The sequence below is a fragment of the Salinispora pacifica CNR114 genome (assembly GCF_000514775.1).
Taxonomy (GTDB): domain Bacteria; phylum Actinomycetota; class Actinomycetes; order Mycobacteriales; family Micromonosporaceae; genus Micromonospora; species Micromonospora pacifica.
Map to the genome: position 1 here is coordinate 118,915 of NZ_AZWO01000006.1, position 20,757 is coordinate 139,671.

The window sequence follows — 20,757 nt, forward strand, 5'->3', positions numbered from 1 at the left end:
GCTTTTTCCGACCCTCAAGCGTGACCCCCCGCACGCTTGACGACCCCCTGGAGGATCACGTGGGCAGACACCGGAGGGCGATAGCCACCGTGCTCGCGGTTGGCCTGGCGATACCGGGCACCCAACTGCCAGCAGCGGCGGCACCGTCGCTCGACACCGACTTCTTCTCCTCGTTCGATTCCGACGATTCGCATCCGACGTGGACCAACACCGTGGAAACCGACGCGGCCGGAAAACCCAAGATGTCCGGCGTAACCGGGAATCCAGATTCCGGCGGAATCCCCGGCAACATCAATGACACGATCGCCGAGGTAACCGCCAACGGCGACAACCCGCCCAACGAAACCGTCCGGCGGGTCATCGACAATGACGCGTCCACCAAGTGGCTGGTCTTCGAGCCCACCGGCTGGGTACGGGCCCAGCTCGAGACACCGGCGACGGTGGTGCACTACGCGCTCACCTCCGCCAACGACGTACCGGAGCGGGACCCGCAGGACTGGGAGCTGCAGGGGTCGACCGACGGCGACACCTGGGTCACCCTCGACACCCAGGCCGGGCAGGACTTCCCCGAACGGTTCCAGACCAAGGAGTACCGGTTCAGCAACGACACCGAGTACTCGCACTACCGCCTGGACATCACGGCCAACCACGGCGCGGACATCGTCCAGCTGGCGGATCTCCAGCTCTCCGACGGCGACACCACCCCAAAGCCGCCGACACCGATGTACAGCGTCGTTGACAACGGGCCCGCGGGAAGCCCCACCGCCAAGGCCAACGCCGGCTGGAGCGGCAAACACGCGCTGCGGTACTCGGGGGGACAAACCGTTGACGGACGCGGCTACGCCTACAACAAGATCTTTGATGTTGACATCGACGTCACCGCAACCAGCGAACTGTCGTACCTGATCTTCCCCGAGCTGACCCGGGGCGATCTCGACTATCCGAGCACCTACGCCGCGGTCGACCTGGCCTTCGACGACGGCACCTACCTCAGCGACCTGAACGCGGTTGACCAGTACGGCTTCGGTCTACACCCATCGAAGCAGGGGACCACCAAGTCGCTCTACGCCGACCAGTGGAACAGCAAACGATCGTCCCTCGGCGAGGTGGCCGCGGGAAAGCGGATCGATCGAATTCTGATCGGGTACGACAGCAGCACCGGCCCCGGCACCTTCCGGGGCTGGGTGGACGACATCCGAGTGACCGGGAGCCCCGAGCGCCCCACCTACGAGCGGCTCTCCGACTACGCTCTGACCACCCGGGGTACGAACTCCAGCTTCGACTTCTCCCGGGGAAACACCTTCCCGGCGACCGCGGTGCCACACGGCTTCAATTTCTGGACGCCGATGACCGACGCCGGCTCGAACAGCTGGGTCTACCAATACCAACGGGACAACAACGCCGACAACCGGCCGACGATCCAGGCGTTCACCGCCAGCCACGAGCCCAGCCCGTGGATCGGTGACCGGCAGACCTTCCAGGTCATGCCCGCGGCAACCAGCGACAAACCGAACGCCGACAGAACGGCGCGGGCACTGGCCTTCCAACATGTCAACGAGACCGCCAAGCCCCACTACTACGGCGTAACCTTCGACAACGGGCTCAAGACGGAGATCACTCCCACCGACCACGCCGCCATGTTCCGATTCACCTTCACCGGGGACCGCGGCAACCTGATCTTCGACAACCTCAACAACCAGGGCGGCCTGACCCTCAACCCCGACGGAACCGTGACCGGCTACTCCGACACCCGGCTGGGCAGCGGCGCCACCCGGATGTTCGTCTATGGCACGGTGGACCGCCCCGTCGTCGCCCACGGTGGGTTGACCGGTGGCGGTGGCGACAACGTGACCGGCTACCTCGCCTTCGACACGTCGACGGCAAAGGTCGTGACACTACGGATCGCGACCTCGCTGATCTCTCTCGACCAGGCTCGGAAGAACCTGGCACTGGAGATCGCCGAAAACGACACCTTCGACACCATCCGTGCCCGCGCCCAGGACCTCTGGGATGACAAGCTCGATGTCATCGAGGTCGAGGGCGCCACCGACGAGCAACTCGTGACCCTGTACTCCAACCTCTACCGGCTCTTCCTCTACCCAAACTCCGCACATGAGAACGTCGGAACGGCAACCGCTCCGGTGTGGAAGCACGCGGTGCAGTCGTCCACCTCGAGCACCCTGCCACCCGGGACCACACCAACCGAGACCGGCGCGGACGTGGTAGCGGGAAAGGTGTACGTCAACAACGGCTTCTGGGACACCTACCGCACCACCTGGCCGGCGTACGCGCTGTTCAGCCCCACCACCGCCGGTGAACTCGTCGACGGCTTCGTCCAGCAGTACCGGGACGGTGGTTGGGTGTCGCGGTGGTCGGCCCCCGGCTACCGGAACCTGATGACCGGCACCAGCTCGGACGTCTCGTTCGCCGACGCGTACGTCAAGGGGGTGCGCAACTTCGACGTACGGGCCGCGTACGACGCGGCGGTGCGCAACGCCACCGTCGTGCCACCCGGGAACGCCAACAACAGCAGCGTCGGCCGGAAGGGCCTACCGGAATCGATCTTCCACGGGTACACCTCGACCGCGGTCTCCGAAGGCGTCTCCTGGGCGCTGGAGGGCTACATCAACGACTTCGGCATCGCGAACATGGCCGCCGAGCTGGCCGAGGACCCGGAGACCCCGGAGGCCGACCGGTCCCGCTACCGGGAGGAGGCGGAGTACTTCCGCAGCCGGGCGCTGAACTACACGCACACCTTCGACCCGGCGATCGAGTTCTTCCAGGGGCGCGACGCGTCCGGGCAGTGGAAGTCGACGCCAGAGACGTACGAGCCGCACGTGTGGGGGCACGAGCACGACTACACCGAGACCAACGGGTGGAACTTCGCCTTCCACGTCCCGCACGACGGCGCCGGCCTCGCCAGCCTGTACGGAGGGCGGGAGGCGCTGGCCGAGAAGCTGGACGAGTTCTTCGCCACGCCGGAGACGGGGACCTTCCCCGGCTCGTACGGCGGGATCATCCACGAGATGCGGGAGGCCCGGGACGTCCGGATGGGCATGTGGGGCTTCAGCAACCAGGTGTCGCACCACATTCCCTGGATGTACAACTACGCCGGCCAGCCGGCCAAGACGCAGAAGATCGTACGAGAGGTGCTGTCCCGGCTGTACATCGGCAGTGAGATCGGCCAGGGGTACGCCGGCGACGAGGACAACGGCGAGACCTCGGCGTGGTATCTGTTCAGCGCGCTGGGCCTCTACCCGCTCCAGGTGGGTAGCGAGAACTATGTGATCGGCTCACCGCTGTTCACGAAGGCCACCGTGCACCTGGACAACGGTAAGAAGATCGTCGTCAACGCGCCGAACAACAGCGCCGACAACGTCTACGTGCAGGGCCTCAAGGTCAACGGGAAGCCGTACCAGCAGACCTCGATCTCACACGAGGTGCTGGCCGGCGGCGCGGTGCTGGACTTCACCATGGGCTCGCAGCCGTCTTCCTGGGGCAGCGGCGAAGCGGACCTCCCCCCGTCCCTCACCCCCTCCGGTGCGGCCCCCCGACCGATGTCCGACATCGCGGTGACCGGTGGTCCCGCGGCGCTGGCCGACAACACCTCCACCACCTCGGCTTCGGTGGCGGCGCCGGTGCGGTGGGCGGTAGCGGGCGCCCCGGAGCGGGTCACGCACTACACCCTCACGTCGGGGCCGGACACCGGGACCGACCCGGTGGGCTGGCAGCTGCAGGGCTCCTACGACGGAGACACCTGGACCACCATCGACAGTCGTGCCGGTGCGGAGTTCACCTGGCGACTGCAGACCCGGTCCTTCGCCGTAGACCGGCCCGGGCGGTACCTGCACTACCGGCTCACGCCCGAGGGCGGCGACTCCGTCCCCGTCCTCGCCGAGGTCGAGTTGCTCGCCACAACCTCCCCCTCGTGTACGAAGACGGTGAGCGGCACCGTCAAGGGGCCGCTGAAGGTCGAGTCCGGGGTGACGTGCCTGTCCGAGGCGACCATCGACGGGCCGGTGACGGTGCGATCCGGTGCCGCGCTCCACGCGGTTGACTCGACCATCTCCGGTCCGGTCGCCGCCAACCGGGCCGAGGCGGTGGTACTTCGGGAGGTCCAGCTCGGAGGGCCGCTGGCGGTGTCCCACGTGACCGGCGAGGTGAGCATCGAACGCACCACCGTCGCCGGACCGGTGGTCCTGACGCAGAACCAGGCGCCGGTGATCGCGGCGGCGTCGGTCGACGGGCCCCTGTCGTGCTCCCGCAACACTGTCGCGCCCACCGACAACGGGGTGCCGAACTCGGTGCGAGGACCTACCTCCGGGCAGTGTAAGGACCTGTAACGATTTCGGGGCCGGCCGCTGGCACGGTGGTCGGCCCCGCCGCCGGCCCCGAGGTTGCCCCTCGGGGCCGCTCCCGTCCCGGCAGCGGTCAGCCCCGGCCTGCTCCCGGTGCGGCATCCCACCGGTGTCCGTTGCCGCTCAGTCGGCTTGCGCGGCCAGTTCCCCGGCCCGGTCCCGGGCCGCCTCCAGGGCGGCCAACAGCGCCGCCCGCACCCCGTGCCTCTCCAACTCGCGGACGGCGGAGATGGTGGTGCCGGCGGGCGAGGTCACCGCCTCCCGCAGCTTCACCGGGTGCTCGCCGGAGTCGCGCAGCATGACCGCCGACCCGATCGCGGTCTGCACGATCAACTCGTGGGCGACCTGCCGGGGCAGGCCAAGCAGGATGCCCGCGTCAACCATCGCCTCAACCAGCAGGTAGAAGTACGCCGGCCCGGAACCCGACAACGCGGTCACCGCGTCCTGCTGCGACTCGGGGACCCGCAGGGTTCCGCCGAGCGGGGTGAACATCTCCTCGGCCAGGGCCAGGTGCGCGGCGGTGGCGTGTTCTCCGGCGGAGATCGCCGACATCGCCTCGTCAACCAGAGCCGGAGTGTTGGTCATCACCCGCACCACCGGGGTGCCCGTGGCCAACCGCCGACCGAAGAAACTGGTGGGTAGGCCGGCGCAGAGCGAGATAACCAGCTTTTCGGCCGGAATCTTCGGGCCGATCTCGTCCAGCAACGCGGCCGCATCCTGCGGCTTGACCGCGATCGCGAGCACCTCGGCCTCGGCCACCGCGGTGTGGTTGTCGACCACCCGCACGCCGTAGCGGAGGGCCAGCTCCTCGGCCCGCGCCTGCCGCCGGGTGGTGGCCAACAGCCGCTCCGCTGGCCAGCCCGAGCGCAGCAGGCCGGAGAGCACCAGCTCGCCGATCTTGCCAGCCCCAATGACCGCGACCGGGTGCACGGTTTCCGCCATCGGCCGTACCTCTTCCCGCGTAGGCCGGTGCGCGGTGGCCCGTGGGCCCACCGCGCACCGGTTGACGATCAGCTACCGAAGAAGACCTCGGCCTCGGCGTACCGCTCCAGCGGCACGGTCTTCAGCTCGCGGGTGGCCTCGGCCAGCGGCACGCGAACGATGTCCGTGCTCTGCATCGCCACCATCTTGCCCCAGTCGCCCTCGTGCACGGCATCGATCGCCTGGAGACCGAGCCGGGTGGCGAGCACCCGATCGAAGGCGGTCGGGGTGCCGCCGCGCTGGATGTGACCGAGCACGACGGTACGGGCCTCCTTGCCGGTCTTGGCTTCGAGCTGCTCGGCGAGCCACTGGCCGACGCCACCGAGGCGGACGTGGCCGAAGGCGTCCAGCTCCTGGTTGTGCAGGACCATCTGCCCCTCGAGCGGGTGGGCGCCCTCGGCGACCACGACGATCGGGGCGTACTGGTGCTGGAAACGCTTCTCGACGTAGCCGGCGACCTGGTTCACGTCGAACTGCCGCTCCGGCAGCAGGATCACGTTGGCACCCCCGGCGAGCCCGGCGTGCAGGGCGATCCAGCCAGCGTGCCGGCCCATCACCTCAACGACCAGGGTGCGGTGGTGGCTCTCGGCGGTGGTGTGCAGCCGATCGATGGCCTCCATCGCGATGTTGACCGCGGTGTCGAAACCGAAGGTGTAGTCGGTGGCGCCCAGGTCGTTGTCGATCGTCTTCGGCACGCCGATGACGTTGACGCCGAGTTCGTGCAGCTTGGTGGCGACACCGAGAGTGTCCTCGCCGCCGATCGCGATCAGCGCGTCAACGCCCTGCGTGGCGAGGTTCTCCTTGATCCGCTCAACGCCGTTCTCAATCTTGAACGGGTTGGTCCGGGAGGAGCCCAGGATTGTACCGCCACGTGGCAGGATACCCCGCACCTCCGCGATCCCCAACGGGCGAGAAAGCCCCTCGAGCGGGCCCTTCCAGCCATCCCGGAAGCCCACGAACTCGTGGCCGTAGTTGGCCACGCCCTTCCGAACCACCGCCCGGATGACCGCGTTGAGACCGGGGCAGTCGCCGCCGCCGGTGAGCACGCCGATACGCATGATCTGCTCATCCTCCTGGGAACAATTGGGTAAAGCCCGGTTAAGCCCCAGGATATGTGTCGAAACAGACCATCGGCGCCATTGCCGGCCCGGGGCGGGCCGTCATTGCGAACTGTAGTCCCGTCCGGAGTGCGCCGACACCGCGCCCCTGGGAACCAGGCGGCAGACCAGCCCCGAAGCGAGATCTGATCAACGGTGACCCGGTCCCGTCCGACCCGATCCGGTCATGGCCTGCCACCGAGCCAGGTTGTGCCGTGCGTCCACCAGCGCGTTGTGCCGCGCCGCGTCCGCGTCCGGCAACGGCGGACGACCCCGGTCGTCCCAGAGCTGGCGCAGGTCCTTGGTGAAGCGCGGGATCTGCCGAGGCAGTGCCAGCATCGCCCCCCACAGCTGCGCCAGCGACACGTGGTCGTACGCCGCGTACCACGCCCACAGCTCCAGCTGCTCGCCGGGACGGCCCCGGACCGGCTCCAACAGAAACTCCTCCAGCTCGTCCCGGATTCGCGCGCGGGACCGCCAGGCCCGATCCGCTGGCGACGGCAACTGACTCAGCACGTTACGACGCACCCAGGGCACCGCCCGAGAGTCGTCGAACTCGGTGGAGACGGCGTAGAAGTCACGGCCGTACTCATCGACGACGCCGATCGACACCAGATCGATGGTGCGGCCATCCTCGATGAACTCGCAGTCATAAAAGTAGCGATAAACCATCACCGCCATCTTGGCGTACGCCGCCACGACCGGGCCGGGGTGGGTGCCGCCGGCCGGAATGCTCCGCGTCCTCGCAGGTCAGAACTGGTATCGGATAGGTCTCGAAGGTCACGCAAACGAATTGAGGGGTGTACAGCAAGCAACCAGGCCGTCATGATCTGATGTGTACCGCTACCGGAGGCGTCGGAGCATCTTGGCAGTCCCTGTCAGGTTCACCCGGGAGCGAGTCAGGGGTCCTTGACCGGGGGAGGGGTTGGGCCGTGGAGGTGCGCCTACCGGAGCCAGGTGACGCGCTCACGGGCGTCGAGATGTTCGCCGGGCTCGAGCCAGAAGCCCGGCAACGGGTGATCTCGGCGGCGGTGCCACGCACCTACCGCAAGGGGCAGCTGCTCTTCGTCGAGAACGACCCGGGCGAGTCCCTGATCGTGCTGCGCCGCGGCGCGGTGGCCGTCTTTCGCACGGCTCCCACCGGGGAGCGGGCGGTGCTGTCGGTGATCCGGCCGCCGGAGGTGCTGGGCGAGGTCTCCCTGCTGGATGCCTCCACCCGATCTGCGTCCGCCGAGGCGATCGAGGACTGCGCGGCCCTCGCCCTGTCCCGGGGGGCGTTCATGGAGTTGGTGCACTCCAATCCGCGCATCCTCGACGCGGTGATGCGCTCCCTCGGCAGCCTGATCCGCCGGCTTACCGAGCAGAACGCCGACCATGTCTTCCTCGATCTGCCCGGACGGGTGGCAAAGACGCTGGTCCGCCTGGCCGGGGAGAGCCAGGCCCCGATGATCACCATCGAGCTCAACCAGAGCCAGCTCGCCGAGATGGCCGGCGGCTCCCGACAGAGCGTCAACCAGGCGATCGGCTCCTTCGCCAACCGGGGCTGGCTGCGCACCGAGGGCCGCCGGATCGTGGTGACCGACGTGGCGTCGCTGCGCCGCCGCGCCGGCATGAGCGAGCGCTGACGGCACGTACGATCGGGGCCGGGGTAGGCGGGCGGGCCCCGGCCGGGCCCGCCCGCGATTGCTCCGATCGCAAGACGCGAGCGAACGCACTCCCGCAACCGGTCCCCGGCGTGTCACGATTCAAGGCACGGCGGGCAAGGACGCCGAGAGGGCTTCGGGAGCGCGCCCCCGGCGCGCGAAGAGGAGGTTGTCCGGTGTCAGCGGGTGGGGCCCGCCGGGGACGGCGGGACAACGGGATCGACGCAAGCGAATACGCGGTCGCTGGCGATGTGGATCCCCGCGTCGGTGAGCATCTTCTGGACGTGCTCGCCGCCGGGGGCATCGCCGCCTATCTACAACCCTCGGCCGACCTCAACCCGGTCACCCGCACCACCACCGTCCCACCCCGGCCGACCGACCGGCTGTACGTCGACCGCTCCCACCTGCGTACCGCCCGGGACTACCTCACCCAGCTCGCCGACGAGGGTGCCACCGACCGCGCCCGGGACAACGAACCCGACATCGAGGCCGAATGGGCACGGATAGTCGCCGGATTCCACACCACCTCCGCCAGCGGCGGTGACAACCGGTGGCCCGCCGCCGAGGACGTGGACGACGACCGGGCCGGCCGGACCTCCACCGACACGCGGCGGCTGCCCTACGCGGCGGATGTCTCCGGCGTCACCGTCAGCCAAGGGCGGGAGGAGGAGCCATCGCTCCTCGACGGGTTGGACACCTTCGGCGCGGATCTGCCCGACGACGAGCAGGAGGAGGCAGAGCGGTACACGCCGCCCCCACCCCCACCGCTGCCCCGCATCTCCAAGTACGCCGCGCTCGGCACCCTGGCCATCGTGGCCGGCTTCCTGCTCTTCCTGTACCCCGAGCTACTCCCGGTGGACCCGGGGATTGTCACCCTGCTCGGCTTCACCGGCATCCTCGCCGGCTTCGTCACCCTGATCAGCCGGCTCCGCCCCGGTGACCGGGACGAACACGACCCGGACGACGGCGCCGTCGTCTGAGCTCGGCCTCCTGGCCCGAACCGCGCAGCCACCACCCCCGTCAGCCCACCCACCGCGGTCCCCGCATCGACATCACGGCCCGCCCCACCGATCACGGCCCGCCCCACCAGCTGCGGCCCGCCGCACCGATTGCGGGCCGACCGGGCACCCACTCCAAAGCTGGGACGTAACAGTGGTGTAACTTACGGTTAGTAGGAATACTGCTGTCCGTCATTCCCCCTCCGCCGGCTGCCGGCCCTATCCCCCTGTTGCGGCGGTCACCGGCAGATCGGAAACGTCCGAGGTGCGACAGAGTTCCCTGGTGGTGGTCGCCAACCGCCTTCCCATCGACGACAGTACGGCGCCGGACGGTGCCTGCGAGTGGCGCCGCCGCCCCGGCGGGCTGGTGAGCGCCCTGCACTCGCCACTACGGCAGACACCCGCCACCTGGGTGGGTTGGGCGGGTGGCACCGGACCGGCACCGGCGCTGCCCGACGTTGACGGTGTCCGGATGCACACGGTGCCGCTCACCGCTGACGATCTGCGTGACCACTACGAGGGCTTCGTCAACTCCACGCTCTGGCCGCTCTACCACGACGCCGTTGAACAGCCGGAGCACCACCGCCGCTGGTGGGAGGCGTACCAGCGAGTCAACCAACGGTTCGCGGCGGCCGTCGCCGAGGTGGCCGAGCCCGGGGCCGTGGTCTGGGTGCAGGACTACCACCTACAGCTCGTACCCGGCCTGCTCCGGGCACTCCGCCCGGACCTGCGAATCGGCTTCTTCCTCCACGTGGCGTTCCCACCGCCGGAGCTGTTCATGCAGCTCCCCCGGCGAGCCGAGCTACTGCGGGGAATGCTCGGCGCCGACCTCGTCGGCTTCCAGCGGGCCCAAGCCGCACACAACTTCGCCCAGCTCGCCGACCGGGTGCTCGGGCTGCCGGCCACCGACCATCGAATCGCCGTTGACGGCCGGATCGTCCGCATCGGTTCGTTCCCGGTCTCCATTGACACCGCTGAGATGGCCGCACTGGCCGACCAGCCCGACGTCGCCGACCGCGCCAGCCGGCTCCGCCGTGACCTTGGCAGCCCGGAGCGCGTAATCCTCAGCGTGGACCGGATGGACTACACCAAGGGCATCGAGCAGCGGCTGAAGGCGTACAGCGAACTGATCGCCGACGGGCACGTCAAGGTACAGGACACTGTCCTGGTTCAGGTCGCGGTGCCCAGCCGGGAGCGAGTGGGGCAGTACCAGATCCTCCGCAAACGGGTGGAGCGCGAAGTCGGTCGGATCAACGGCGAATTCGGCCGCGTCGGCGAGCCGGCCATCCACTACCTGACCCAGCCCTTCGGCCGCGCCGAGTTGGCAGCGCTCTACCGGATCGCAGATGTGATGGCGGTGACCCCGCTTCGAGACGGCATGAACCTGGTCGCCAAAGAGTACGTGGCCGCCCGGGTGAACGACACCGGCGCGCTGCTGCTCAGTGAGTTCGCCGGCGCTGCCGCCGAGCTGGCCCAGGCGTACCTGGTTAACCCACATGACCTGGAAGGCCTCAAGCAGGGCCTGCTCGCGGCGCTACGGGCCCAGCCGGAGCAGGTCCGCGAGCGGATGCGAGCGATGCGGACGCACCTGCGCCAGCACGACATCCACGCCTGGGCTCGCTCCTACCTGACCGCGCTGGACCAGGACAGCGCCCTGCTCAGCCGACTCGGCACGACCCGCTGACCCACCCGGGCTCAGCCGCCGGACGGCTCCTTCTCCAGCCAGTCGAGGATCCCGTCGATCGGTTCCCGCCACCGGGCGTCCAGCATCAGGTCGTGGCTCATGCCGGGGAAGAGCAGCGGGGCCGAGCCGTACCGTCTGGCAGCCCGGATGAGCACCGAGTGCGGCACGACCCGGTCCTCCGGGCTGCCGAGCACCAACACCGGTGGGTCGCCCACAGCCGGCTCGGGCTCGCGCCCGAGCAGTAGCTGCCACTGGGCACGCCGGGCGGGGCGGCCCAGCCGGGACAGGTGCCGCCGCACCTCGTCCCGGGGCAGTTCCCGACCGAACAACTGGGCGCGGTTGCACTGCAGCCGGCCGCCAACGAGCGCGGGTAGCGTACCCAGAGGGTTACGGCGCAGCGCCGTGAACGCCGTTGCCCAACCACCGAAGACCGGGGCCACCATCACGGCGGCCCGGGCCGGGTAGCGGGCCAGGGCGTGCGCGACCACCAGCGCCCCAGCCCCATGCCCCACCAGCACCGCCCGGCGGGACAGGCCCGCGGCCACCTGCACCACGTCGTGGGCGTACGCCCGCAGCGTGGCTTCCGGCGCCGGTCCACTGCCAGCCTGCCCACGCAGACTCAACGCGTACCCAGAGAAGCCGCGCTCGGCGGCGTGCCCCAACCAGTGCTCAGCGAACGCCCACGCACCGTGCCCGAAACCAGGGACGAACAACAACGGCGGTCGGCCCTCATCCAGCCCGGGGATGGCCTCGAGCACCTCGCGTCGCACCGGACGGACCGGGCGAGCCCACTCCCGCCCCCGCATGATCCGCACCTGCTGGCTCACCGAATGAACCCTCCGCTCGCGACTGCGGGGCTCGCAAGCTCACGCCTCGCACTCACCACGCCCACCCTCCGCTCGCGACTGCGGGGCTCGCAAGCTCACTCCTCGCACTCACCACGCCCACCCTCCGCTCGCGACTGCGGGGCTCGCAAGCTCACTCCTCGCACTTACTTGGCCTCCAGGTCGTGCAGGGCGCGCTGCAGGGCGCGCAGGTAGTCGGCGTGACCGACCTCGAACCAGTGTCGGCTGCTCTCCTTGACCGGCCCCGAGTAGCGCTCCCCCGCCCGGGTGGTCACCGTGGCGGCGAAGGCTGCCGCCTTGTTGGGCCGGGTCTCCCGCAGCCGCAGCAACCGGGCGAAGAGCACGCTCTGCCAGTGGGACAGCGGGAAGATGCCGGAATCGGGCTGCACCAGGCCGGCCACGGCGAGGGTCGGATGATTCGGCACAAAGGCGTTGAGCCACAGCACCGGACGTCCGGTCGTGCCATCGTCGCCAAGGATCTTCGGGTCGAGAAACTCGAACCGGGGCAGGTAGCCGGTGGCGAAGACGACCAGCTCCGGATCGACCTGCCGGCCATCCGCCAGCTCGACAGAATCCGGGTGGAAACGGACGACCTCCGGCACCGGAGTGACTCGGCCATGGCCCAGATAGTAGACAAGCTGACTGTTCACGATCGGATGCGTCTCCAGCATCCGGTGGTCTGGTCGCGGCAGACCGAAACGGGTCAGATCCCCCACACTCGCCTGGAGGAGACGGTGAAAGAGCCACTGCCGGAGCCGCCGGGGCACCCGCAGCGCCAGCATCAGGTCGTTGAGCTGGTCAGCCGGACGGCCAAGGAGATACTTCGGCGCGTACCAGTAGCCACGGCGGGTGGAGTGCCAGCAGTGGGCGGCCTGCTGAGCTGCCTCGGTAGCGATGTCGCAGCCGGTGTTGCCGGCTCCGACCACCAGCACCCGTCTGCCCCGCAACTGCGCCGGATCCTGGTAGGCCGAGGCGTGCATGACCTCGCCGCGGAACTCGGCAAGACCCTCGTGGGTGGGTAGCTTCGGCGACCAGTTGTGGCCGTTGGCGACCACAACCGCGGCGTACCGGGAGGTCCGTTCCGGGCCGTAGCCGCCGGTGCTGCGGGTCGTGACGTCCCACCGGTCGCCCTCAGCCGGCTCGACCCGCACCACCTCCGTACCGAACCAGACGTGCCGGCGCAGGTCGAAATGGTCCGCGTACCGCTCGAGGTAGGTCAGCAACTGACTGTGGTGCGGGTAGTCCGGCCAGTCGTCCGGCATCGGGAAGTCGGGAAACTGGGTTAACGGACGCGACGAGATCAGGTGCGTGCTGGCGTAGACCGGGCTGCGGTCGTGCCGCCAGTTCCACACCCCGCCGACTCCGGTCTCCCGCTCGTAGCAGTCGACACCGAACCCGTGCTCGGTCAAATTCTTGATCGCGGTCAGCCCGGTCGGGCCCGCCCCGATCACGCAGACGGTCTCACCGCGGTAGGAGACGGAGCGGGCCCCCCGGGCCAGGTCGAGGGTGCTCAACTCCGGGTCGGGCCGGCCGTGATCGGTGGAGGTGGTCACCGAGGCATCTCCTTAGGTGCGGCACGGATGCCAGGTCGCGCAGCATCCTGCCCACATCGGATGCCCAATGTCCAGCCCGACGACCCGCCGGCCGTCGGGCACCACCGCCAGCGGCGCTGCCGCATCGTCCCGCTGGCGGTGGGTACGGTACGACCCGGACCCGCGACGGCACTGAGCCGCCCGGCGTCGCTACCGGCCCGCGTCCGGGATTCGACGGGCGAGGTCGGCAGCGCCGATAAGACCGGCGTCGTTGCCGAGCTTGGCGGGGCAGACCTGCGCCACCGGCAGCCGGCCCCGCTGCGCGAGCGCCTCGGTGTAGGCGGAGCGGGCCGGTCCCAGCAGCAGATCACCGGCTTCGACGACGCCACCGCCGACCACCAACACCTGCGGGTCCAGGATCTGCGCCAGGTCGGCGAGACCGCTGCCGAGCCAGTGGCCGACCTGGGCGAAAGCCTCGGTGGAGACCGGGTCGCCGTCCCGCGCCGCGACCGTGACCATCCGGCCGGTGATCGCATCGACGTCGCCACCGGCATGGGCCAGCAGGGCGGCAGCGCGGTGCGGTTCCTGGCGGGCTGCGGCGCGGGCGAAGCGCACCAAGGCGCTCCCACTGGCGTACTGCTCGATGCAGCCCAGCCGACCGCAGCCGCACTGGTGCCCGTCCGGCACGCTGAGCATGTGTCCCAGCTCGGCGGCGATGCCGTGCGCGCCACGCACCAGCTCGCCACCGAGCACGATGCCGCCGCCGACCCCGGTGCCGATGGTGAACATGACCATCGAGTCCTCGGCGTCGCGGGCCGCACCGTAGCGGAACTCCGCCCAGGCGGCCACGTTGGCGTCGTTCTCCACGATCACCGGCAGGTCGGTGGCGCCGTTGACGAACTCGCGTAGCGGCTCGTCCCGCCAGGCGAGGTTCGGGGCGAAGAGCACCGTCGAACGACTGGCGTCGATCCAGCCGGCCGCACCGATGCCGACCCCCTCGACCGCCCGCCCCTCGGCCAGTTCTCGGATCACCTCGACGATGACGTCACAGGTCTTACCGACGTCGTCCGCGGGAGTGTCCCGTCGGGTCTGCACGAGCACCGTGCCCGTGTCGTCCACGACACCGGCTGCGACCTTCGTGCCACCGACGTCCACTCCGATGGTCAGCGTCACCGCTGCCACTCCCCTCTGCTGTACTGCCCGGCCCGAGGCGTTACGCCGGTTGGGTCGGGGTGCTGGGTCAGGCCCCGCGGGCGTCCTCGCCCATGTCGCCGGGCACCCGAGCGGCGGGCACCACGGGACGGTCAGCCGTCGCCGGTATCTTCTCTGTCGCGGTCGGCCCGGCGCCGTTGACGGGCGGTGCGGCGGCCGGGACGGGGTCCTCCTCCGCCCGAGTTGCGGCGGACCAGACATCCCCCTCGGGCGCCGACGGAGAATCATGCCTGCTCCGGGTGGCTGCCTGCCACACCGGGGTTGGCCTCCCCGGTGCCGCGGTTTCCGCGGTGGGGTCCGCCGCGGTGGGGTCCGGCTGTGCCGAGGCGAATGCCCGGAGCAGGCTCGCCACTCCGGCAGCCAGGTCACCGGCTCCGGTGGCGAGCCGCTCGGCGAATTCCGGACTCGGGTCTCGTAAGGCGACAATCGCCCGGCAGAGCGGGCAGATACAGCACTCCGCCGTACCGGTCGACAGACCGGCACCGGTCGAACTTTCAGCGTGACCGAGAACACTCGAGACGATCCCACCGAGCGGGCCCCACGAGGTTCCGCCCTCCGTGCCGGCCGCGGCGAGCCGCGCCGCGGCCAACAGGGTCGCGACCAGCCGTTCCGCCTCTTCCCGGGCCGAACCCGGATCCGTTGCCCCCATGGGCGGCTCCCCCTACCGAAACGGCCGCGTCAACACGGCGCGTCAGATGCCTTCTACCCGGTGCTTGAGCTGCTTCAACGCAGCTTCCATGATCATTCTCTCAGCCTTGCGGCGAAACATCCCAAGCATCCCAACCGACAGCTCGACCTCCAGTGTGTAGGTCACCGTGGTCGTGCCATCCGCGTTGCCCACCAGGTCGTACGAACCGTGCTGAGAGCGCTGCATTCGGGAGGGCGCCGCCAGGTGCCACTCGATCCGGCTGCGGTCCGCTGCGTACTCGTAGACCAGCACATACTCGTCCATCAGAACGCCGGCGTCGAGGGTGAACCGGACCTGACGGGCGTAGCCGTCGGCGTCCTCCTCAAGCACCTCCACCTGCCGCAACGCCTCGGTCCATTCGGGGTAGCGGGCCAGGTCGCAGATGACCGCCGCCACCTGCTCCGGTGCCGCGCCGATCGTGATCGACTGGGTGGAGGAGTCCGCCATGGGGGGAGGCTACCCGGCCGTGTGACGAACCTGTCTGCACCACCCACGGCGCTGGACGGGTAGGTTGCGACAGAGCCGACCGTGAGGGCGGCCTGCCCGGCCAGCGTGAACACGAGGAGAGTGCAGGTGCGCGAGTTCTCCGTCCCACCGATCGTCACCGTCGGCGACTCGGCCAACCTAACCGATCCGGTCTGGGAAAACGCTGAGGTAGCCCCAGACGTGGTGCAGTTCATCCGTGCGGGTGCCGGCGACTCCTGGGTCGACGTGACCTGCCGCCAGTTCCGCGACGAGGTGGTCGCGACGGCACGCGGCCTGGTCGCAGCCGGGGTTCAGCCCGGCGACCGGGTCGGGCTGATGAGTCGCACCCGGTACGAGTGGACGCTCTTCGACTACGCGGTCTGGGCTGCCGGTGCGGTCACTGTGCCGATCTACGAGACCTCCAGCGCCGAGCAGACCGCCTGGATCCTGTCCGACTCGGGGGCGGTCGGCGTCCTGGTGGAGACGGACGCGCACGCCGCGCTGGTCGCCAGGGTCCGCGACGGGGTGCCCGAGCTGACGCGCGTCTGGCAGATCGACCGCGGCGGAATGGACGAGCTGGTCACCGCCGGTGAGTCGGTTGACCCGACCGAGATCGAGCAGCGCCGCGCGGCCGTGCGGGCCGATGACCTCGCCACCCTCGTCTACACCAGCGGCACCACCGGCCGCCCCAAGGGGTGCATGCTGACCCACCGCAGCATGTTCGCCGACATCGCCAACGCCGTGCCCGTGCTACCCAACCTGTTCGGTCCGGGCGCCTCCACCCTGCTGTTCCTGCCGCTCGCCCACGCCTTCGCCCGGCTGATCCAGGTCGGTGTGGTGCAGGCCCGCGCCACCATGGCCCACTGCCCGGACACCAGCGACCTGCTCCCCCGGTTGCAGGCGGTTCGCCCCACCTTCGTACTCTCCGTCCCCCGGGTCTTCGAGAAGGTCTACAACAGCGCCAAGCAGAAGGCCGACGCCTCCGGCAAGGGCCGGATCTTCGCCCGTGCCGAGGCAGTCGCGATCGCGTACAGCGAGGCGCTGGAGACCTCGACCGGGCCGGGCCTGGCGCTCCGGGTGCAGCACGCGCTCTTCGACCGACTGGTCTACCGCAAGCTGCGGGCCGCGCTCGGTGGACGATGTAACGATGCAATCTCCGGCGGGGCGCCACTCGGCGCGCGACTTGGACACTTCTTCCGCGGCGTGGGGGTGACCATCTACGAGGGGTACGGGCTGACCGAGACGTCCCCCGCCGCCTCCACCAACCTGCCCGATGCCATCCGGATTGGCAGTGTCGGCCGCCCGCTGCCCGGGGTGACCATCCGGATTGACGACGACGGCGAGGTCCTCGTCGCCGGAGACCTGGTCTTCCGGGGCTACTGGCGCAACGAGGCCGCCAGCGCGGATGTGCTCACCGCCGACGGCTGGTTCCGCACCGGCGATCTGGGCCAGCTCGACAGCGACGGCTACCTGCGGATCACCGGCCGGAAGAAGGAGATCATCGTGACCGCGGGCGGCAAGAACGTCGCTCCGGCGGTCCTTGAGGATCAGGTCCGGGCGCACCCGCTGGTCAGCCAGTGCGTGGTGGTCGGCGACCGGCAGCCCTTTGTCGCGGCGCTGGTCACCGTGGATGAGGAGGCGCTGCCGGCGTGGTTGGAGGAGGCCGGCCTGCCGGCGAACACCCCGGTCGAGCAGCTCCGCGATCATGAGGGGCTGCGGTCCGAGATCCAGTCCGCGATCGACACGGCCAACCGCGCCGTGTCCCGGGCCGAGGCCATCAGGGTCTTCCGAATCCTGCCCCGGGACTTCGCCGAGACGACCGGCGAGCTGACCCCCTCCCTCAAAGTAAAGCGACAAATCGTGCACAGGTCATACGCGGCAGAAATCGCCGAAATCTACCGAAGCTGACTACCATCCGTCAGGTGCCCGCCTCCACTCCGAGACTGCCCCGACCGCATCCCCTCGCTGCTGCCGCGCGCGTGGTGATGCTGGCCTTGGTGGCGGTACTGAGCCTGCTCGCCACGCACGACCTCGCCCAGCTGTGGTGGATCGCACTCCTGGCGGCGGCGGGCCTGCCGGCACTGCTCGCGCCGACACACGACCGGCTCGGGCCGCTGAGCCGGGGCGCCGAGGTGGTGGTGCTGGGGCTCGCCACCAGCCACGTCGCCTCGGTGGCGACGATTGGCGCGCAGAACGCCGGGCTGGGCGCTTCGGCGGTGCTGCCATACCTGACCGTCCCGGTCACCGTCACCGCCCTGCGCCGACGCTTTCGCGAGGGCGCAGGGCTGCTGACGGTCATCGGCCTCACCCTCTTGCTGGCCGGAGCGCTGACCGAGATCGACGGCCAGCGGCAACTCTTCCAGGTCGGCTACCTGGCAGTCAGCGTCCAGTGGCTGACCCTCTCCGGCCTCGGGCTCTATGCGGCGCGAACCCTGCACCGGGTGATCCGGGCGCGCAGCGACAGCAAGCCCCAGCCGTACGCGGAGGCGACCCGCCTCCTTACCCAGCTACGCACAGTCGCTCGGAAGCTACCTGGCGCCACACTGGACCCGGGTGGCATCTCCGAGCACCTGCTGGAGGAGCTGCGGACGCTGGCCCGGACAGACCGGGGGGCCGTCCTGTCGGCCAGTGGTGGTGGCCGGTTGGTCGTCCTGGCCCAGTGCGGTGCCGACCGGGTGGACTGGGAAACCACACTGGACGCGGACTCGGCGATCGCCGACGCGTGGGCCAGCCAGCAGCCACAGACCGCCGCGCACTCGCAAGCCCGCTCACCCGTCGGTGGGGAGGTCTCCGCGCTGATCGTGCCACTGGTCGCCGGGGTGCGTACGGTCGGGTTGGTGGTGCTGGAGGCGGATGTCGCGCAGGCGTACCCGCCCGCGGTGGTGGCCCGGGCGACCGGACTGACCTCCCCCGCCGCGCTGCGCCTGGAGGCAGCCCTGCTCTTCGACGAGGTGCGCTCCCTGGCCACGAACGAGGAGCGACAACGACTCGCCCGGGAGATCCACGACGGGGTGGCCCAGGAGCTGGTGATGGTCGGCTACGGCATCGACAACGCCCTGGCCACGGTGCACGAGGACACCGAGGAGACCGCTGGGTCGCTGCGTGGGCTACGTCAGGAGGTCACCCGGGTCATCACCGAGCTGCGGCTCAGCCTCTTCGAGCTGCGCAGCGAGGTGGACCGGCACGGTGGCCTCGCCGCCGCCATCGCCGAGTACGCGCGCACAGTCGGGGTCTCCGGCGGCCTGCGGGTACACCTGTCGCTGGACGAGTCGACCGCCCGGCTGCCCGCCGCCACCGAGGCCGAGCTCCTGCGGATCGCCCAGGAGGCGGTGGCCAACGCCCGCAAGCACGCTGGCGCCTCGAACCTCTGGGTCACCTGTGCGGTGGATCCGCCGTACGCCCAGATCGAGGTGTCGGATGACGGTCACGGAATCTCCGACCACCCTGCGGACGGGCACTACGGTCTTGCGATCATGGCAGAGAGGGCGGAACGTATCCGAGGTCGACTGGAGATCCGGCCGCGGCAACCGAGCGGCACAACGGTGGCCGTGGTGGTTGGTTCGTCGTCCCAGCGCGATAGCGTGCGTGGCAGTACCACAGCAGAAGGGGAGTAACCCGAGGATGACCACACCGACACCCGCCACTCGCACCAAGGTCCTCCTTGTGGACGATCACGACCTGATCCGTAAGGGGCTGCGGCATGCCTTCGAGCGCGACCGGCAGTTCGAGGTCGTCGGCGAGGCTGCCACCGCGGCCGAGGGGGTCCGCCAAGCCGGCGCCCTCCAACCAGACGTGGTCATCATGGACCTGCGACTGCCCGACGGCAGCGGCCTCGAGGCCACCCGCGCACTACGCAAGTCCAGCGCCACGATGGGCATCGTCGTGCTGACCATGTACGCCGGCGACGACCAGCTCTTCGGCGCGCTCGAGGCGGGCGCGAGCGCCTTCGTCCCGAAGACCGCCCCGGCGGATGAGGTGGTCGCTGCGGCCCGGCACGCCGCCTCCTCACCCAGCGCCTTCACCGCTGCCGACCTGGCTGAGGCGATGAAGCGCCGGCTGGCCCCGTCCGGGCCGCAGCTCTCCCCACGCGAAGGGCAGGTGCTGCGCCTACTCGCCGATGGAATGAGCGTGGCTGGCATCGCCAAGCAACTCTTCGTCAGTGAGTCCACTGCCAAGACGCACATTTCCAAACTGTACGAGAAGCTCGGCGCCGCCAATCGTGCCCAGGCATTGATGACTGCGCTCCGACTCGGTCTGCTCGAGGCTCCCGACGCACCCAAATTCTGACCCACCGCTCAGCTAACGAGCGGACAACTTCTCACCTACGGCGGTGTTGGTCGGCGCGATGTCGCGCTATGGTCTCCCCCGGCGGAGGGGCAGTTTGCAGGGACGGTCCCCGTGCGCACGAAGAGGTGAGGCATGCGACGGCCGGACTGGGCACCCGACGACATCGACATCGAGCGTCCCAGTGTCGCCCGCATGTACGACTACTACCTTGGCGGCTCCCACAACTTTGCGGTGGACCGAGCAGCAGCACAGGCCATGGTCGCAGCCGTTCCCGAGGCCCCGCTGATGGCTCAGGCAAACCGCGCCTTCCTGCGCCGGGCGGCGCACTTCCTGGTCGATGCCGGGGTCCGGCAGTTCCTCGACATCGGCTCCGGAATCCCCACGGTCGGCAACGTGCACGAGATCGTCCAGCAGGTCGCGCCCAGTTCCCGGGTCGTCTACGTCGACACCGACCCGGTGGCGGTGGCGCACAGCCAGGAGATTCTCGCCGACAACAACCAGGCAACCGTGGTGCAGGAGGACCTGCGGCACCCCGACCGCATCCTCAGCCATCCCGAGCTCCGTCGGCTGCTCGACCTCAACGAGCCGACGGCGGTGCTCATCGTCGCCGTCCTGCACTTCGTCTCCGACGACGACCGCCCCGCCGAGCTGCTGCGGACCCTGCGCGAGGCCCTCGCTCCCGGAAGCTGGCTGGTGCTCTCGCAGGCCAGCGACGAGGGGCGGCGGGACACCGAGCGGAGCGACGCCGAGGCGGTGTACCAACGCACCGGCAGTCCACTGTGGTTCCGCGACCGCTCCGAACTGACCACGCTCTTCGACGGTTTCGAGCTGGTCGAGCCCGGGGTGGTGTGGGTCCCGCAGTGGCGACCGGAGACACCGGAAAGCAGCGTGAACGCCGAGGCGTCGGCGTTCCTCGGTGGCGTGGGGCGGATCGGTGGCTAGCCCAGCCACCGCGGCTCACCCAAAC

At 69.7% G+C, this 20,757-nt stretch carries 16 protein-coding genes; 8 read left to right on the forward strand and 8 right to left on the reverse strand.

All coding sequences use genetic code 11. The features are described from left to right. Nucleotides 1–59: 59 nt before the first annotated feature. Nucleotides 60–4,343 (forward strand): GH92 family glycosyl hydrolase, encoded by a 4,284-nt coding sequence (locus tag B118_RS0105145; RefSeq protein ID WP_026185790.1) that lies wholly within the window; start codon nt 60–62, stop codon nt 4,341–4,343. 138 nt (nt 4,344–4,481) lie between these two features. Here the strand turns inward: B118_RS0105145 and proC are convergent, their stop codons facing one another. From proC to B118_RS0105160, 3 genes are all read right to left on the reverse strand, one after another. Beyond that, entirely contained in the window at nt 4,482–5,300 is an 819-nt protein-coding gene (proC, locus tag B118_RS0105150; RefSeq protein ID WP_018223214.1) for a pyrroline-5-carboxylate reductase, read from the reverse strand. 68 nt (nt 5,301–5,368) lie between these two features. Beyond that, nucleotides 5,369–6,397, reverse strand: coding sequence for a 6-phosphofructokinase (locus B118_RS0105155; protein ID WP_012014478.1), 1,029 nt, complete (start codon nt 6,395–6,397; stop codon nt 5,369–5,371). Between the two features lie 189 nt (nt 6,398–6,586). Beyond that, the gene (locus B118_RS0105160; protein WP_026185789.1) at nt 6,587–7,108 is read right to left on the reverse strand and encodes a polyadenylate-specific 3'-exoribonuclease AS; all 522 of its coding nucleotides are present in this window, start codon (nt 7,106–7,108) and stop codon (nt 6,587–6,589) included. Between the two features lie 260 nt (nt 7,109–7,368). Here B118_RS0105160 and B118_RS0105165 point away from each other — a divergent pair, with 260 nt between their 5' ends. The 3 genes from B118_RS0105165 to B118_RS0105175 all read left to right on the forward strand — a co-directional run bounded on the left by B118_RS0105165 (nt 7,369) and on the right by B118_RS0105175 (nt 10,761). Next, on the forward strand, nt 7,369–8,061 hold the full coding sequence (locus B118_RS0105165) for a Crp/Fnr family transcriptional regulator (RefSeq protein WP_018216422.1): 693 nt from the start codon (nt 7,369–7,371) through the stop codon (nt 8,059–8,061). A 194-nt stretch (nt 8,062–8,255) separates the two neighbouring features. Further along, the gene (locus B118_RS0105170) at nt 8,256–9,059 is read left to right on the forward strand and encodes a hypothetical protein (RefSeq protein WP_018223212.1); all 804 of its coding nucleotides are present in this window, start codon (nt 8,256–8,258) and stop codon (nt 9,057–9,059) included. A gap of 283 nt (nt 9,060–9,342) precedes the next feature. Beyond that, on the forward strand, nt 9,343–10,761 hold the full coding sequence (locus B118_RS0105175; protein ID WP_018223211.1) for an alpha,alpha-trehalose-phosphate synthase (UDP-forming): 1,419 nt from the start codon (nt 9,343–9,345) through the stop codon (nt 10,759–10,761). 11 nt (nt 10,762–10,772) lie between these two features. Here B118_RS0105175 and B118_RS0105180 read toward each other — a convergent pair whose 3' ends face one another. The 5 genes from B118_RS0105180 to B118_RS0105200 form a co-directional block, all read right to left on the reverse strand. Beyond that, nucleotides 10,773–11,588, reverse strand: a complete 816-nt coding sequence (locus B118_RS0105180) for an alpha/beta hydrolase (RefSeq protein ID WP_018223210.1) — start codon at nt 11,586–11,588, stop codon at nt 10,773–10,775. 164 nt (nt 11,589–11,752) lie between these two features. Then, nucleotides 11,753–13,159 (reverse strand): flavin-containing monooxygenase, encoded by a 1,407-nt coding sequence (locus B118_RS0105185; RefSeq protein ID WP_018223209.1) that lies wholly within the window; start codon nt 13,157–13,159, stop codon nt 11,753–11,755. Nucleotides 13,160–13,348: 189 nt separating this feature from the next. Continuing rightward, entirely contained in the window at nt 13,349–14,320 is a 972-nt protein-coding gene (locus B118_RS0105190; RefSeq protein ID WP_018810860.1) for an ROK family glucokinase, read from the reverse strand. 58 nt (nt 14,321–14,378) lie between these two features. Beyond that, on the reverse strand, nt 14,379–14,999 hold the full coding sequence (locus tag B118_RS0105195) for a hypothetical protein (RefSeq protein ID WP_018810859.1): 621 nt from the start codon (nt 14,997–14,999) through the stop codon (nt 14,379–14,381). 42 nt (nt 15,000–15,041) lie between these two features. Beyond that, nucleotides 15,042–15,485: an SRPBCC family protein gene (locus B118_RS0105200; RefSeq protein ID WP_028187747.1), complete on the reverse strand. Its 444-nt coding sequence runs from the start codon at nt 15,483–15,485 to the stop codon at nt 15,042–15,044. A gap of 126 nt (nt 15,486–15,611) precedes the next feature. On the opposite strand from B118_RS0105200, the gene B118_RS0105205 reads away from it, so the two are divergent. The 4 genes from B118_RS0105205 (at nt 15,612) to B118_RS0105220 (ending at nt 20,732) form a co-directional block, all read left to right on the forward strand. Beyond that, nucleotides 15,612–17,411 carry an AMP-dependent synthetase/ligase gene (locus B118_RS0105205; protein WP_033660479.1) on the forward strand — a complete coding sequence of 600 codons (1,800 nt, stop codon included), beginning with the start codon at nt 15,612–15,614 and terminating at the stop codon, nt 17,409–17,411. A 14-nt stretch (nt 17,412–17,425) separates the two neighbouring features. Then, nucleotides 17,426–19,117 (forward strand): sensor histidine kinase, encoded by a 1,692-nt coding sequence (locus B118_RS0105210; RefSeq protein WP_033660472.1) that lies wholly within the window; start codon nt 17,426–17,428, stop codon nt 19,115–19,117. Nucleotides 19,118–19,124: 7 nt separating this feature from the next. Then, complete coding sequence (locus tag B118_RS0105215; RefSeq protein WP_012014490.1) at nt 19,125–19,790, forward strand: response regulator transcription factor; 666 nt, start codon at nt 19,125–19,127, stop codon at nt 19,788–19,790. A 132-nt stretch (nt 19,791–19,922) separates the two neighbouring features. Further along, nucleotides 19,923–20,732: an SAM-dependent methyltransferase gene (locus B118_RS0105220; RefSeq protein WP_028184576.1), complete on the forward strand. Its 810-nt coding sequence runs from the start codon at nt 19,923–19,925 to the stop codon at nt 20,730–20,732. Nucleotides 20,733–20,757: the final 25 nt, after the last annotated feature.

Excerpts from the sequence above, each read along its gene's own strand:
- proC (WP_018223214.1), bottom strand. The coding sequence starts at position 5,300 with ATGGCGGAAACCGTGCACCCGGTCGCGGTCATTGGGGCTGGCAAGATC.
- B118_RS0105155 (WP_012014478.1), bottom strand. The coding sequence starts at position 6,397 with ATGCGTATCGGCGTGCTCACCGGCGGCGGCGACTGCCCCGGTCTCAAC.
- B118_RS0105160 (WP_026185789.1), bottom strand. The coding sequence starts at position 7,108 with ATGGTTTATCGCTACTTTTATGACTGCGAGTTCATCGAGGATGGCCGC.
- B118_RS0105195 (WP_018810859.1), bottom strand. The coding sequence starts at position 14,999 with ATGGGGGCAACGGATCCGGGTTCGGCCCGGGAAGAGGCGGAACGGCTG.
- B118_RS0105200 (WP_028187747.1), bottom strand. The coding sequence starts at position 15,485 with ATGGCGGACTCCTCCACCCAGTCGATCACGATCGGCGCGGCACCGGAG.
- B118_RS0105215 (WP_012014490.1), top strand. The coding sequence starts at position 19,125 with ATGACCACACCGACACCCGCCACTCGCACCAAGGTCCTCCTTGTGGAC.
- B118_RS0105220 (WP_028184576.1), top strand. The coding sequence starts at position 19,923 with ATGCGACGGCCGGACTGGGCACCCGACGACATCGACATCGAGCGTCCC.